Below are 15,571 nucleotides of genomic sequence, written 5' to 3'. Positions count from 1 at the left end.
TGTAAAAATAATGTTGATTTAGATTGACTTGTTACTACAATTTTTATTATTGTTTGTGAATTGTTAACAATATTGTTGCTGACAATATTGGTTTGGTTATGATGTAAACATGACCAGAACTGATTCATTCTGAATTTCCAATGTTTTTTGAGGTGCACGAAATGAGTAACGCAAAATTTAAACTGAATGCCATATGCATGGCGATGTTAGTGTCATCCACTAACGTTTATGCACAGCAGGAGTCCACAGCAGCCGAAGACGCCGACCTTGAAGTCATTAATGTGACTGGTATTAGAAGTGCGCTAAGTAAATCTGCATCGATCAAGCAAGAATCATCAGGTGTTGTAGACGCTATTTCAGCAGAAGACATTGGTAAGTTACCAGACACCAATTTGGCCGAGTCATTACAGCGTATCAGTGGTGTGTCGATTGATCGCGCCAACAACGAAGGTAACAAGGTGACTGTGCGTGGTTTTGGGCCTAACTTTAACCTAGTGACTTTGAATGGTCGTCAAATGCCAAATTCTTCTGCATTACAATCGGACGGTGTTTCAAGAAGCTTTAACTTTCGAGAAATTGCCTCAGAGAGTGTTTCAGGTGTCTCTGTGTTTAAAACGGGTAAAGCTAATGTGGCCTCGGGTGGCATTGGTGCAACCATCGATATCAGTACTGCAAAACCCTTTGATTACGACGGTTTCAAAGCCTTTGCAAGTGTCAAAGGAGTCCATGACTCCAGTGTAGACACAGGTAGTAGCATTACCCCAGAAATCTCTGGCATGATCAGTCAAACATTTGCTGATGGTAAGTTTGGCGTTTTATTGTCGGCATCTCATTCAGAGCGTGACAGCGGTCGTGACCGTGTTGGTACATCATCAGGCTGGGTACGTAATCGTGCAAATCCAAACGGCGTTGACGCCAGTGCCATTAACACAAGTAATAATCCGACGGGAGCCTATTGGGTACCCTGGACACCTGAAATAGAGCGCTTTGACACCGAGCGTGAGCGCCAAAACGCACAGTTGGTGTTGCAGTTCGCTCCAAACGAAGACATTGAAGCAACCTTGGATTACACCATGTCACGCTTCGAAGAAACCAGCTCCACAAACAAACAAGCGTTCTGGTTCGATAATCCAGCAGGAACTACTGATGAGAATGGAACCTTAGTTGATATTACCAATGTCAATGACGAACTCAATTTTTGGGCGTGGGAACGTTATGAGAAAAAAGAAAATGACTCGGTTGGTTTTAATCTAAAGTGGCAAGCAACGGAATCGCTAAACCTCACGTTTGATGCCCACGATTCAACATCTCATTCGAACCCTGATGGACAAACAGCGGAAACATTGGCTAACTTGAAAAACCCATCGGGCTCGGTTGCTTTGATTGGGGCAAACTTTAGCGGAGAAATCCCCTCTATAGTTGTTGATGATTCCGGCCTAGCTGGTGGCGCGTATAACCCTGACAACATAGTGTCTGACTTGTACCAACTGCGTGGTTACGAGATGGAAAATAATATAAAGCAATATCAGATAAACGGTAATTGGGAAAACATCGAAGATGGCGCACTAGCAGCGATTAATTTCGGCGTTATGCACACTGATTATCAAGTCGATACTTATCTTTCTGAGCGTTTCTCATTTGTTGATATTCCTCTTGATGATCTTGGACTTACGTTTGAACCTTTAGGTGGTTTTGCCGACCAATTCTCTGGTGCAAATGCGTTGTTTCCATACATTCCGCAATTCAGCGCAAATACCTTTGTCGATATTGTTAGAGACCAAGGTTTATTTCGTGCGCCTGACGTGACGACGAACGGGGTGAATGAAAAAACCACCGCCTTGTATGTGTCATTTGATTTCAGAACGGAGTTTAACGATTTCCCTATCGATTTAAATGTAGGGGTACGTTATGAAGACACTGACGTAAGTGCTTATTCAGTGCAGCCAGGTATTGTTGCCTTGAATTATCGCCACGCAGAAGAGTTGCGCCCTGTATTTGATACTACAGCAACTGCCCAAGAGCTGGATGGTAACTACACGCGTATACTACCTAATCTTGATTTTAGTATGGAGCTAACGGGAGAAGTGAAAACCCGCTTCTCATACAGTCGCACGCTGGCCCGCGCTGGAATAAGTGCGATGTTCCCGTCAACCAACATTGATGCTAGACCAGAAGGCCCCTTTAACGCATCACAAGGTAACCCTAATCTGCTGCCAATCACCTCAGATAACTTCGATTTTTCTGTTGAATGGTATGACGATGACGGCAGTTATGCCTCTGTGGGTTACTTCAAAAAATTCGTAGAAAACTTCATCGGCGCAGGTGTTGAGCAGCGCGCAATTAACGATGTGAATGGCAATCCATTGCGAGACCCAAGTATTAATCCACGCCCTGGCTGCCCAGATTCATCTGATACGCCAAACCCAGCGTGTTTAAGCCAAGCATCTGATCCTATTGTGATATTTGATGTGGCTACACCAGACAATCTGCAAAATCGTGAGGTTGATGGATGGGAGTTGAACGCCCAGTATATGTTCTCTGATACCGGATTTGGTGCCGTGGCCAACTACACCTTGGTGGACAGCGATGAGTCATTTGACCCATATGACTTTGACCAAACGATTGCATTAACTGGCTTAAGTGATTCAGGTAACTTGGTCGGCTTCTATGAAAATGAGAAGCTTCAAGTGCGGATCGCCTATAACTGGCGCGATGATTTCTTATTGTCTCTTGGTACTGAGCCAACGTTCACTGAAGCGTATGGTCAGTGGGATTTAAGTATAAACTACGAGATAAACGAAACCTTTACTGTTTATGTTGATGGTTTAAACCTGACGGATGAAACGGTTCGTCGTCACGGCCGCTTCCAAGAGCAACTGATTTCTGCTGAACAATATGGTCCACGTTTCAGCTTTGGTATTAGTGGTAAATGGTAGGGGCGCCACTACAGAGCATTCAGGTAAACATGCACGTGAATGCTGAGCCGACGCTATAAGCATTAAATCGAGCCGCCTTTATGGGCGGCTTTTTATTATCGGTGAAAAGCATGGCTTTTATCACCTGCAAAGTGTTTTACTACCTTTTAGCTTAGTAAGAGAATAAGCCCTCTGGAGAGTCATATGGCACAGGCAATAAAATCGGTCGTGATTGTAGGCGGTGGCACCGCAGGATGGATAACCGCTGGCACAATAGCCGCCAAACTTCAAAGCGAATATGCTGATGGTTTTAGCATTACCTTAGTAGAATCACCGGATGTGAAACCCATAGGTGTGGGCGAGGGAACTTGGCCGACTATGCGTCGCACACTAAAGGCGATGGGTGTTAGAGAGACCGACTTTATTCGCCAGTGCAATGTATCGTTTAAGCAAGGGGCTAAATTTGCCAAGTGGGTCACAGGTGCCGAAGATGATTTTTATTATCATCCACTTGTACTACCCCAAGACTTTGACAGCACTAACCTTGCTCGTCATTGGATGGAGCGCCCGTTCGAACAATCTTTTTCGCAAGCGGTCAGCCCGCAAGAGGCGGTATGTGAATTAGGGCTCGCCCCAAAATCAATTGCGACCGCTGAATACACGTCCATTATTAATTATGCTTATCATTTAGATGCGGGGCGTTTTTCAGCCTTCTTGCAACAACATTGCACTGAAAAACTAAACGTGCGCCATGTTCTGGATAACGTAACAAGGATTAACGCCGCTGAAAATAATGATATAGCCAGTGTGTCTACAACCGCTAATGGCGATATCGAGGGGGATTTGTTTATCGATTGCACTGGCTTTAAATCACTGCTGCTTAAAGAGCATTTTAAGGTTGGTTTTAAGTCCTGCAAGGATGTATTGTTTGTGGATCAAGCTTTGGCGGTACACGTGCCTTATGAGAGTGAAGATGCACCTATTGCCTCGCATACGATATCAACCGGGCAACGAGCCGGTTGGGTGTGGGATATTGGTTTGCAAAACAGGCGCGGGGTAGGGCATGTTTATTCCAGCGCTCATACCAATGAGGCGCAAGCGAGTGAAGAGCTGCTCAATTATATCGCCCAAACGGGTGGCCATGTAAACGAAGCTGATATTCGTAAAATCCCGCTAAATCCCGGGCACAGAGAAAAATTCTGGCACCAGAACTGCGTTGCCATTGGGTTATCCGCAGGGTTTCTTGAGCCCTTAGAAGCATCATCTTTGTTACTCGTTGAGATATCAGCGTCAATGATTGCTGACCAATTCCCTGCGACACGGGATGCGATGGAAATCGTTGCCAAGCGCTTCAACAGCACGTTCTTGTACCGATGGGAACGGATCATCGATTTTTTGAAACTGCATTATATGCTGAGTAAACGCGATGACTCTTCTTTTTGGATAGACAATCGCGACCCAGCAAGCATTCCTCAAAGCCTGCAAGACCAATTAACTCTGTGGCAATATCAACCGCCTTGGCATAATGATTTTGAACACGCGGTAGAGGTGTTCCCCGCGGCCAGCTATCAGTACGTGCTTTACGGCATGGGGTTTAATACGCAGCCGAACCCGTTGGGTATGTCAGACTCATACAAACAAAGAGCCACTAATTTTCGCCAAAAAAACACGCAACAAATTCAGCAAATGCTTAAAACGTTACCGAGTAACCGCGCGTTAATAAATAAAATTTATCAGTATGGGTTACAAAAAGTGTAAACTTTTTCAACTCGACATGACTCCCGGATAGTCAGCAAACAAGCATAACAAGGAGGCGGCAGTGGCCCAGCCAGTACTAATCGATTTTAAACAGCATAGTAAAACCCTAATAAAAACGCAGAGGGGCGCCGAGTTCGGCGAGAATGTACACTTTATTCCAGTGATAGCCGATGAGGTGAGGGCACTTGCCCTTGCGTATCCTATTTGTTTTTTGAAAGACAATAACACGGGGCAGTTTGGTCTAAATGTGTTGACGGGATTCGAAGCGGGTGAAAACTTATTTTTGCAAAATAATGAATGGCGCACGCATTATGTACCTATTCATTTGAGACGCCAGCCATTTTTGGTGGGGGTGACAGAAAACGGCGCCAAGCCAACTAGCGAGAATACCGTACTCACAGTGGATATGGATAGCCCTAGGGTAAACACTGAGCAAGGTGAGCGTTTATTTGATGAGCAAGGTAATGCCAGTGCTTATCTGACCCAAATGGTTGATTTGTTGGGTCAACTGATGTCAGGAAACAACCGTACTGAGGTCTTTATCAATGCGTTGCTCGAGCTGGACTTAATCGAAGAGTTGCAACTGAATATTACCCTAAAAGATGGCCAGCAAAAGCGCTTTGACGGCCTGTATAATATTAATGAAGCGAAACTCGCTGAATTAAAGGGGCAAACTCTAGAAGACTTCAAAATGAAGGGCTATTTACAAGCGTGTTATTTAATTGCTGCATCTACTGGGCATATTCAGACCTTGCTGGACTGGAAAAAACAAGCCTAGTAACCATTACAATAAGATGGGCCGATTAGCAGGCTTCGCGCTTTCAGCCATTGGTAATCGAGTGTGTTTTTAGCAATCTTGCGGCGCTAACCTCGAAAGGTAGTTTGTATTACTGTTCGAGATTAGCGTGTTGATATTTGTACAAAATCGATTTTAGTGCGTCAAAATCGACAGGCTTAGTCAAATACTCGTTCATTCCTGATTCGAAGCATTTTAACCGTTCGCTATCTAGCACGTTCGCCGTTAGCGCAGCGATGGGAACGTCTTTAAAGATGTCGCCCGCTTCACCCGCGCGAATGCGTTTAGTGGTTTCGTAACCATCAAGGTTTGGCATTTGGCAATCCATAAGAATGAGATCGAACCGTGTTTTTTGGCAACGACTCAAGGTGGAGATTGCCTCAAGCCCATCATTGGCGATGTACACTCTTACTGCTAACCCTTGCAGAATTGCCAACATAACCTCTTGATTAATAAAATTGTCTTCAACCAACAAAACTTGTACGTTTGGAAATGTTACGGCTGCGCTAGGCTTGTCTAGCTCGGTGTTTGAACATTGTGAAAAAGCAAGTTTGACAGAGAATTCGAAGGTTGAGCCTTTACCTAATTGACTCTGCACTTTTATGTCTCCGCCCATCAAATTGCAAAGCTGTTTTGTAATTGATAAACCAAGCCCGGTACCACCAAACTTTCTCGTTGTTGATGTATCAGCTTGAGAGAATGAATCAAAGAGATAAGGCAAAGCCTCATTACTCACGCCTATGCCTGTGTCTGTCACAGCGCAGTGCAACTCCAAGTTGTCACTTGAACTCGTCAAGCTATAACGCACTTGTATATGGCCTGACTGGGTAAACTTGATCGCATTAGACAATAGGTTATTGACAATTTGCCTAATTCGATAGGGATCACCAACCACTTTGGTGTGTTGCAATTCTTCTTTTATAAGCGACAGTTTTAGTCCTTTTTCACTCGCTTGAAATTGTTGGTCGTGAAGCAATTCTGCAAAAAATTGCTCAACATCAAATTCCACTAACTCAATGGTAAGCTCACCCACCTCTATTTTAGAAAAATCGAGAATATCGTTAATGATCACCATAAGTGAGTCAGCGCTGCGCTTTGCTGTTGCTATGTAATCTTGCTGCACTTTTTCGAGCTTGGTTTGCGACACCAATTCGATCATGCCGATAACACCGTTCATGGGCGTGCGAATTTCATGACTCATATTTGCCAAAAAAGCACTTTTGGCTTCTGTGGCAGCTTTAGCCTCTTTTTCGTGCTTAAGGGCGATATCGCGTTCCCGTTCAAGCTCTTGTTGTTTTTCTACCAAGTTTTTCCGAGCCAAATGGGCAAACCAACTGAGTAAGGTACTCATGGCCATCGCAAAGAAAAAATGTTGAATGAGAGCCATTTGTAAAACGTTACTGATGACTATCCACCCAATCCAATTAAACAGCACTGCGCTGCACCACAAAGCTCGATGCGACAAAACGATACCAGAGGCAATGACGGTAACGAATATATTGGTGGTTTGTTCGGGCGCTTGAGACAACCAAAGATGCAAAAAGCTATTTGCACTGGCTAAAAATATAAGCAGTAAAAGGACAACTTCTTTACGCGGGGGATCGATATCATTCGCTCGAAAACCAACGGCGGTATTAATTACGGCAGTGGCTAGCGCAGCTAAGAACAAAATCCACTTAAAAGGCTCTTCTAATAAGAAGAAATGCGCCACAGTTAGAACAGCATAAAGAAAACCAAAAAAATAGGCCACGGGCCTTAGTAGGCTAGTGTTGGAGTCAATTTGTTTGGCTTCTAGCCTTTCTTGGTTCAAGTTGGTTGATCACTTCATACTGATATAAAAGCTTAATATTAGAGGAATCTTTACCTAATGTTGTCATATACTTAAGTAGAATAAAGGCATTTGGCTAAGCAAATCCGAATTCCTCATATCACTGGCAACATAACAAGATGCCATCTCACGTTACTCACAAGGTTGCTCTATGAAAAAATATCTGAGGTCTGTACTCATGGCCGTTTTTTGTTTTTACGGCGTGTTTTCAACGGCATCTGCGAATGAAGACTATACCATCAACAGCGATAAAATCCTTGTGACTGTGGTACTGAAACATCAGCAAGACAAGAGCTTGACTGAATTACAACAGAAAATGGATGAAAATCGTTTCTGGCAGTCGTTTCCACCTAAAGGCATAGAGGTTGAATCTTGGTATGTGATGATGGGATTAGGGCAGGTGATTACGGTTAACATTCACCCAAAAGATTTACGTACCCTTAACCTTGCCATTGAAAAATCAGCATGGGGCATTTTTGACACGGATATCTACCCAACCTATGAATTCAAGGCGATAGCAGAATCGATAAAAGCAAAAAAAGCGCAGAACGATAGCAAATAAGCCTTGCTTTAGGGGGATGTGTTTATTCGGTTACTCAGCTTGCATGCTGCTCTTCGTTTTATGGACTTTTATGATTTTCTGGAAACGTTAATCAATGACGAGTTTGATGCCTAATAGCCCCAATAATCCGCCTGCTAATCTGTCTATGTGTTGCTTGAATCGTAAGTAAGTATGTTGGGCTCTCTTCGTCGACAGCAAGAGTACGACCAAGGAGTACCAAGCAATATCCCCAGTGAACGCGAGTAAGCACAGTAGTGCCTCACCGTATACTGGGATTTCATTTGGCAAGAGAGCGGCAAAAATGCTACCAATGATGATGGCTGTTTTCGGGTTACTCAACTGGGTTGTTAACCCCAATAGCACCGCTTTTAAAAAATTTTTTGTGTTTGTTTCCTCAGGCGCTACCACCTTCATTGGTTCACTAGCGTGCTTCCACATCTTATAAGCAAGGTATAGTAAATACGCTCCCCCAAGCGCTTTTAAAGCAACATACATAGATGGCACTGCCTGTAAAATAGCGTACAAGCCAAATATCGCTAAAAGCGCGAAAATAGCGGCACCTATGGCGAGGCCTAGCGTGACACCAAATCCTTGCATTTTTGATTTGCTGACTGCGGTTGTTGCGACCAATATAAAACTAGGGCCAGGACTCATGGTACCGAGCATAAATACTATTCCTATGCTGATCAAAAAGCTGTATTCACCCATAAATCCTCTCCACGTTATCTCCCTAGCAAAATTGTACTTACTCTATAAGACCTTTTGCTTATGCGCTAGCCGTCGGTATTTGATTTATTCTTCGCTTCTGTTCAATTTTGCTTTAAACGAAAGCGATTTTTATTTTCAGCAATTCACTCGCTTTTAGGAGATACATGAATACCAGAACACACGACGATGCGGGCTCTGCACCATCTGAGACAACAGAGCAGATTTCCCCCTCAGGCAGTTACGAAGATCTGCACAGACCCAGCTCAGAGTTCAACACTAGAGATGAATACCTCGAACACGAACTGCAAATTATGCAGCCTAAACGCTGGCGAGCAAACTTACCTTTTAGGGATTATCGTTTCGAGATAGAAGATACGATACCGGCACTGGCCGGAACAATTGGCAAGGTGGTTATGGTCAGTGCTATTGCCGCTACCTTTGCAGGTACCCTAGGGTTAAGTGATGCTTTTGTGCTTGAGAATGTTCGTTACGAGCTACTCATCGTCTCGGTTTTTATTGTGTTGTTCTCTGGGTTTATTCTACCCACCGCCAATCTCGCAGGCACCCACGGGCCACTTATTCCTTTGATCCCCATTGTAGTAGCTGCAGGTGGTCATCCTATGGCGTTTGGCTTGTTAATCGGGGCCTTTGGTTTGATATTGGCATTTAGCAAGGGCGGTAGTTTACTCGCAAGGCTTACCAGCAAAGGTGTGTGCGGCGGGCTATTACTGTATTTAGGCTTTATAGGCACTATTTCCCAAGTGAAGAAACTGTTTGCTTGGGCAGAAAGCATCCAAATGACGCACATTGCCTTTATCGTTATTCTTGCGACCATTTTGTTGTATGCCTTATTAGAGCACTTTAAAAAGCGCTGGCTGGCGGTGCCACTAAGCTGCCTTATGGGCGGTGTTGTTGCTTTTTTGCTAGGCGCACCTTTTGAATTCCACACCGCACCCGGTTTACCCAATATGAACCCCATGTACTGGTGGGGCGAAAATACCGGCTGGATGCTTGGCATGCCAACCGTTGAGAGTTTTATGGTGGTATTGCCGTTTGCTATTCTGGCGGTCGCTATGTGGTCACCAGACTTTTTAGGTCATCAAGTATTTCAAAAAATTAGTTACCCGCAGCGAACCGAAAAAGTACAAATGAATATTGATGACACCATGCTTAGCGCATCGGTAAGGCAAACCTTTGGCTCTATTTTTGGCGGTGCCAATTTCACCTCGTCTTGGGGCACCTACATTGTGCCGGCGGCCATTGCCAAGCGCCCGATACCTGCCGGTGCTATTTTAACCGCGCTGTTTTGTGTCATTGCTGGTGTGTGGGGGTATCCAATGGATCTCGCTATTTGGCAACCCGTATTGTGTGTGGCGTTGATTGTAGGGGTGTTTATTCCGTTGCTTGAAGCAGGTATGGAAATGACCAGAGAAGGCAAAACCACACAATCTGCTGCGATAGTGGTGTTTGCGTCATCACTGGTGAACCCCGCATTTGGCTGGTCATTAACCATGCTGCTGGATAACTTAGGCCTAATCGGCTGCAAAGAGCGAAGCGCAGAACTAACACACATGAGTCGTTGGATCATCCCATTGGTAATGTTCATTATATTGACCAGCGTCATGGCGATGGTGGGAATGTTACCGGGTATTCCGGCACTGCTTAGCAGTTTTAGGCATTAACAAAAGTGCTCAGAATGTGACAGCTCAATGGGATAAGATTATCTCATTGAGCTGTATCTAAATAAGCTCGAGTTAGAATATGCTTTGCTCGTTTTAGGTTTTTTAAAGTCTATAAACCGTTTTGAACGAGCAGTTTGTAGACAGTGCAACGTTTCGCTGTCTACAAATTCAAAGATGGATGGCCACGCCTTTACTCATTCAGCGTGCTTGATACCTCCGTACAGGATTATTGCCTCTGCGGCTAATTGAAATCCGATGCCAGAGTGCGTAAAGGTAGTATGTGGCTATTGGCTTAAACCCCATGCTGGGTGATAATGACGATTCATTATCTGTTTTATCTGGTTTAGACATGCGTTTTTTTATCTTAGTTTTCCTTTTAATCTTTGGATTATTTCCCGCGATTTCCTATGGGCAATATGTCATTCAAAGCTCGGTGTCTAAGGAGTTCATCAACGGGTTACAAGTCAAATATCTTAAAAATATTGCTAAACATATGAACATGGAAATTGAAATCATTCCCATGCCTTTTGCCAGAAGAATAAGAGAATTACGGGAAGGAAATTTAGATCTGTTAGTTGGGTTACGGCGTGTGGATGGTGAGCAAGACGAAGTCGTTTATATCAAACCAAGTTATGAAACCCTGAGACACACTTTTTTTGTTCGCAAAAGTGATGAAAACCAGCTACTGAGTTTTACCGATTTGAGAAAGCTGAATATTGGCGTGACTCGAAATGCAAAATATTTTGAGAGATTTAACCAAGAAACAGACTTGGTAATGGTTCCCGTATCGACGCTTTTGCAAAAGATAGAACTGTTAAAGAAAGGCAGAATTGATACCTTTATCCACTTTCAAGAAAGTGCGTTACCACGGATCAATGATATGGGCCTACAAAATGATATTGTTTTAGCCCAGTATCAACCCATTGAAGTGAATAATTATTATGTAACCATCAGCCAAAATTCGCCGTTATTTAAGCATAAACACTTGGTTGAAGCCGCCGTGCGAAAAGCGATTAAGGATGATGAATTTGCTACCATTCGCCGAGAACATTACTTATCTCAAGCTCGCCAAAATTAATGATTAGTACTGCTCTTCCCTGAGTTTCCCTTTCGTTGTTATGGCATCACTCGCGGATAAACGTGTACTTACCGCCCCCTTGTTTGAGCGCAAAGGTGGTGTAATCAACCTTTTCCCCTTGAGTGGCAAATTGTATTTTTATTCCCGCCGGATCGAAACGAAAATCAGTGCTGGAATAGGACGTTAGGTTAAATGCTTTCTGACCGGTGGCTTGTGCTGTCAGAATAGCCCCATCGGTTTTGAGGGTAATGTTAAGCGCTATTTGTTTTGACGAAAACACACCTTGGTATTGGCTTAATTCTCTTTCGGTTAAGGTAATGGCTTTTTGACCAAAGTCAGGTAAATCAAACGGCATATCGTAGTAGATGCTTAAAATGGCAATGCTGATATCGTTCATTGACATGTTCATACCGTTAGAGGTCAAGGTAAAAACAACTTCATCGTCACCAATGTAGCCAGTGTGAGAGGTAAATCCGTCAATTCCTCCTGTGTGTCCGTAAGCGATTCTTTCATGAAACGGAAATGCAAACAGTCCGCGCCCATAACCTTGATTAAGCTCTTTCATTTTCGCCAGTGAGTTTGCTGAGGTAAGCTTGCCAGTCATGAGATTTTCGATAAATATCCCGACTTCAGTCGAGGTAGAGATAATAGCGCCGGCCCCATATGGAATACTCATGTCAGTTTCTGAATGTGCGACCCATTCGCTTGTTGCATGTTTATAAGAGTGAGCTTGATTATCTGACGGCTTAACGGGTCCGCCAAATGTCGTTCTGTTCAGGTTTACTTTAGCGGTAATTCGCTTATGTAACTGATTTTCGTAGCTATCATTTGTGATGTCCTCAATGATAAACCCCAGTAGTACGTAGCCGCTGTTTGAATAACTGGCCGCGCTGTCTGGTGTAAAATCGCTGTCTAACGATCCAATCAAGCTTACCATTTCAGCTTTGGTTTTAGCTTTAGTCATGTATTGCTCGTAATCAGGGGTATCGGTGAAATTATGAATACCGCTTCTATGGTTAAGTAGCATGGACATGCTGATCAATTCGGCGTTCTTGATTTGCGGGTAGAAGGTTGCGAGCTTGGTATCTAATGCAAGCTTACCTTCATCAATAAGCTGAAAAATCATTGTGGATGTGAATACTTTCGTGATGGAGCCAATACGATACTGAGTGTTCTTATTGGCGACTTGCTTAGTTTCGATATCTACATAGCCAATGGATTTTTGATAAATAGGTTGGCCATTTTGCACCACAGCCACACTGAACATGGCCTTGTCATGGGTATCTAGGCTTTCTATGTATTTATCTAACTTGGCTTTATCAAAAGCCAGTGCGGCTGAGCTGAAAACGCAGGTAAGTATGAACAGACTAAAGAGGTTTTTCATGACGGGCTTAGTGGATGGGCGATTATTTAAACAATAATCGTTAAGCCAATTCGATGCAATGGGGAACTATTCACGATAGCGGGTATTGTATTTCCTCATCATCACAGCCACCTAAAGTGAGTAACAATAGGTGGCTGTAGAACGGGTTAAATGCTTATTTCAACAGGCATGTTTTCTTGGCGGCGCTGTACGTGGCGCAACCTAAGGCCCAGCAAAATTGCCGCTGAGGTTAACCCGCAAATAAAGCCTATCCAGAATCCTGCTGCGGCCATGCGCGGGACTATCCAATCAGTGAGGGCTAATACGCAGCCTATCGTCATGCCGATTACCCAGTAGGAAATAAAACTAAGATAGAACATGGCTGCGGTGTCTTTGTAACCGCGCAACGCAGTAGCTGAAACCACTTGTATGGCATCTGAAAACTGAAATAGGGCTGCTAGTAACATAAGGCCTGCCGCCATGTTTATGACTTCAGCGTTGTTGCTGTAAAGCTCACCAATATGAACCCGGGCCAAATAGGTCATAGTGGCAGTCAGTGTGGCAGAGGTTAACCCCATTAATAGTGCTGCGCGGGTAGCCATCTTAGCTTGTGATGGATTGTTTTCACCCAGTAGATGACTCACTCGGATACTGGTCGCCATACCTAAACTTAATGGGATCATAAACATCAACGATGAGAAATTCAGAGCCACCTGATGCGCTGCGACAATCGTAGAGCCAAAAGGCGCCAGTAAGATTGCGACGACAGTAAAAAGTGTGACCTCAAATAAAATAGTCAAGGCAATGGGTAAGCCTAATTTGAGGCTAGCCCACATGTCTTTAACGTTGGGAGCAAAAATACGCGTGTAAAGCGCATATTGTTGTAACTTTTTAGAATTGAGGGTGTACACCCACGTGGCAAACATCATGGCCAAAAACACCAAGCCAGTCGCAATACCACAGCCTGCACCGCCAAAAGCGGGTAGGCCGAGTTTACCGTAAATAAACACGTAATTGGCAGGGATATTCACCAGCAAACCAATAATCATAATGATCATGCTCGGTTTGGTGATAGACAGTCCCTCACACACATTGCGTAACACTTGGTATAACGCAAAAGCCGGCATGGAGTAGAGTACATATCGCACATAATCGATAGTGATCACGCGAAGGTCTGCTTCCATTTCAATTAGCGAAAAGAAAAAATCCAGAAAGGTGCTGAGCACCAAGGACAGTAGGGCAAAAAACAGTGCTAACCACATCACTTGATAACTGGCATTGGCGACTTTATCTAGTTGTTTTGCTCCGTTAAAGCGCGAAATAATGGGCGGCAGTGCTAACGTTAGGCCTTGAATAAATACGAGCATAGGCATAGTAAAGCTAAAACCTATGGCCACAGCGGCCATATCGGTAGCGGAAAAGCGCCCCGCCATAATGGTGTCAGATACGCCCATTAATGTTTGGGTTACTTGGGCAATTAATAAGGGCCAAGCCAAATGGGCAAGGGCTTTGAATTCGATTTTTAGGGTCACTTAATAAGCCAATGAGGTAAAGGGTTGAATAAGTACAGTGCTGCCTTGTTCTATACTGCCAGCATCTTGCGCCAGCACGATGTAACAATTAGCATGAGCGATACTGCTCATTACGCCTGAGCCTTGTTTGCCGTTGGGGCTGACGAACAATTGGCCGTTTTCGCCCGAACGGTATATACCTCGCTGATAATCAGCGCGCCCAGGGACTTTGCGTATATCACAGTCTGCGGTGGCATTTAATAACATAGCCATGCTCGGCGTTTGCCCGCTTAGCGTTTCAAGCACCGGCTTCACCAATTGCTCGAAGGTAACGTAAGATGAAACAGGGTTGCCTGGAAGGCCGCAAAACCACGCTTTGCTTAATTGACCAAACGCGAAGGGTTTGCCTGGCTTGATAGCCACTTTCCAAAAATTAACACTGCCTATACTGTGCAAAACGTCTTTCACATAATCAGCATCACCGACGGACACGCCGCCACAAGAAAGCACAATGTCACAGCGCGTGTCAGCCTCTTCAAAGGTGCGTTGTAGGCTTTCAGGTTTGTCTTCTACTATGCCAAAATCAATCACATGTGCGCCAAACTCCTCTAGCATCCCGCGCAGGGCATAACGATTGCTTTCGTAAATTTGCCCGCTATTAAGTGTATTGCCAGGTGATACCAATTCATCACCGGTGGCAATTAAGCCCACCTTAAGTTTACGAACTACGGACGCAGTGGCAATTCCCACAGAAGCCAACAGAGATAAATGCGCGGGAGTTAAGCGTGTGCCAGCGTTGAGTACCACCGCACCTCGGCTAATATCTTCTCCTGCCTTTCGCACACTGTTACCGGCTTTAGGCGATTGCATAAACTGAATGCGTTGGGGGGTGTCATCAAGCGCAGCGGTATTTTCTTGCATCACTACGGCGTCGGCCCCGCTTGGCATAATGGCGCCGGTCATAATGCGCACGCATTGACCTGGATTCACAGTGCCTTCATAAGGAATACCTGCGAAGGCAGTGCCGACTAATTCTAAGGTGTCTTGTTGCTGCAAGTCTGCAGCTATCATGGCATAACCGTCCATGGCGGAGTTGTCGCTAGGGGGAACATTTACCTGAGAAATAACGTCTTCGGCTAAAATACGTCCTCGAGCCTGCATTAAGTCGCATTGTTCATGCTCTGTCACGGCTGAAATAACGCTGCGCATCGCATCTAGCGCCTGTGATAAAGGTAACAAACCCGGAGTGTCGCAACTGGTTATCATCATAAAAGACTACTTATTCGAGGAATTTCTTAGCCGACCAATATTACTGACAAGGGCCACGTAACGAAAGGCCAAACATAAAATAAAACTGCAAGCAGCTATGT

General features: G+C 44.4%; 11 protein-coding genes. 6 read left to right on the top strand and 5 right to left on the bottom strand.

The annotated features are described in order from the left end of the window. The first annotated feature begins 161 nt into the window (after nt 1-161). The 3 genes from PATL_RS13025 (at nt 162) to PATL_RS13015 (ending at nt 5,451) form a co-directional block, all read left to right on the top strand. Nucleotides 162-2,936, top strand: a complete 2,775-nt coding sequence (locus PATL_RS13025) for a TonB-dependent receptor (protein WP_011575329.1) — start codon at nt 162-164, stop codon at nt 2,934-2,936. 183 nt (nt 2,937-3,119) lie between these two features. Then, complete coding sequence (locus tag PATL_RS13020; protein WP_011575328.1) at nt 3,120-4,673, top strand: tryptophan halogenase family protein; 1,554 nt, start codon at nt 3,120-3,122, stop codon at nt 4,671-4,673. 61 nt (nt 4,674-4,734) lie between these two features. Next, nucleotides 4,735-5,451, top strand: coding sequence for a SapC family protein (locus tag PATL_RS13015; RefSeq protein WP_011575327.1), 717 nt, complete (start codon nt 4,735-4,737; stop codon nt 5,449-5,451). 109 nt (nt 5,452-5,560) lie between these two features. Here PATL_RS13015 and PATL_RS13010 read toward each other — a convergent pair whose 3' ends face one another. Further along, on the bottom strand, nt 5,561-7,279 hold the full coding sequence (locus PATL_RS13010) for an ATP-binding protein (RefSeq protein ID WP_011575326.1): 1,719 nt from the start codon (nt 7,277-7,279) through the stop codon (nt 5,561-5,563). Between the two features lie 169 nt (nt 7,280-7,448). On the opposite strand from PATL_RS13010, the gene PATL_RS13005 reads away from it, so the two are divergent. Beyond that, nucleotides 7,449-7,859 (top strand): hypothetical protein, encoded by a 411-nt coding sequence (locus tag PATL_RS13005; RefSeq protein ID WP_041713828.1) that lies wholly within the window; start codon nt 7,449-7,451, stop codon nt 7,857-7,859. A gap of 87 nt (nt 7,860-7,946) precedes the next feature. On the opposite strand, the gene PATL_RS13000 is transcribed toward PATL_RS13005, so the two are convergent. Continuing rightward, the gene (locus tag PATL_RS13000) at nt 7,947-8,567 is read right to left on the bottom strand and encodes a LysE family translocator (protein ID WP_011575324.1); all 621 of its coding nucleotides are present in this window, start codon (nt 8,565-8,567) and stop codon (nt 7,947-7,949) included. 164 nt (nt 8,568-8,731) lie between these two features. Between PATL_RS13000 and PATL_RS12995 the strand changes: the two genes are divergently transcribed. Then, the gene (locus PATL_RS12995; RefSeq protein ID WP_011575323.1) at nt 8,732-10,249 is read left to right on the top strand and encodes a DUF3360 family protein; all 1,518 of its coding nucleotides are present in this window, start codon (nt 8,732-8,734) and stop codon (nt 10,247-10,249) included. Nucleotides 10,250-10,529: 280 nt separating this feature from the next. After that, nucleotides 10,530-11,327 (top strand): substrate-binding periplasmic protein, encoded by a 798-nt coding sequence (locus tag PATL_RS12990; RefSeq protein WP_011575322.1) that lies wholly within the window; start codon nt 10,530-10,532, stop codon nt 11,325-11,327. A gap of 46 nt (nt 11,328-11,373) precedes the next feature. Here the strand turns inward: PATL_RS12990 and PATL_RS12985 are convergent, their stop codons facing one another. The 3 genes from PATL_RS12985 to moeA form a co-directional block, all read right to left on the bottom strand. Beyond that, nucleotides 11,374-12,711: a serine hydrolase domain-containing protein gene (locus PATL_RS12985; protein ID WP_011575321.1), complete on the bottom strand. Its 1,338-nt coding sequence runs from the start codon at nt 12,709-12,711 to the stop codon at nt 11,374-11,376. 146 nt (nt 12,712-12,857) lie between these two features. Further along, nucleotides 12,858-14,222, bottom strand: a complete 1,365-nt coding sequence (locus PATL_RS12980; protein ID WP_011575320.1) for an MATE family efflux transporter — start codon at nt 14,220-14,222, stop codon at nt 12,858-12,860. Further along, nucleotides 14,223-15,467, bottom strand: coding sequence for a molybdopterin molybdotransferase MoeA (gene moeA, locus PATL_RS12975; RefSeq protein WP_041714447.1), 1,245 nt, complete (start codon nt 15,465-15,467; stop codon nt 14,223-14,225). Between the last annotated feature and the right edge of the window lie 104 nt (nt 15,468-15,571).

This window comes from Paraglaciecola sp. T6c, from assembly GCF_000014225.1.
In the GTDB taxonomy this organism is placed as follows: domain Bacteria; phylum Pseudomonadota; class Gammaproteobacteria; order Enterobacterales; family Alteromonadaceae; genus Paraglaciecola; species Paraglaciecola atlantica_A.
The sequence above is the reverse complement of the archived record's forward strand: the minus strand, read 5'-3'. Positions and strand labels throughout refer to the sequence as shown.

Excerpts from the sequence above, each read along its gene's own strand:
- PATL_RS12995 (WP_011575323.1), top strand. The coding sequence starts at position 8,732 with ATGAATACCAGAACACACGACGATGCGGGCTCTGCACCATCTGAGACA.
- PATL_RS13000 (WP_011575324.1), bottom strand. The coding sequence starts at position 8,567 with ATGGGTGAATACAGCTTTTTGATCAGCATAGGAATAGTATTTATGCTC.
- PATL_RS13005 (WP_041713828.1), top strand. The coding sequence starts at position 7,449 with ATGAAAAAATATCTGAGGTCTGTACTCATGGCCGTTTTTTGTTTTTAC.
- moeA (WP_041714447.1), bottom strand. The coding sequence starts at position 15,467 with ATGATAACCAGTTGCGACACTCCGGGTTTGTTACCTTTATCACAGGCG.
- PATL_RS12985 (WP_011575321.1), bottom strand. The coding sequence starts at position 12,711 with ATGAAAAACCTCTTTAGTCTGTTCATACTTACCTGCGTTTTCAGCTCA.
- PATL_RS13020 (WP_011575328.1), top strand. The coding sequence starts at position 3,120 with ATGGCACAGGCAATAAAATCGGTCGTGATTGTAGGCGGTGGCACCGCA.
- PATL_RS13025 (WP_011575329.1), top strand. The coding sequence starts at position 162 with ATGAGTAACGCAAAATTTAAACTGAATGCCATATGCATGGCGATGTTA.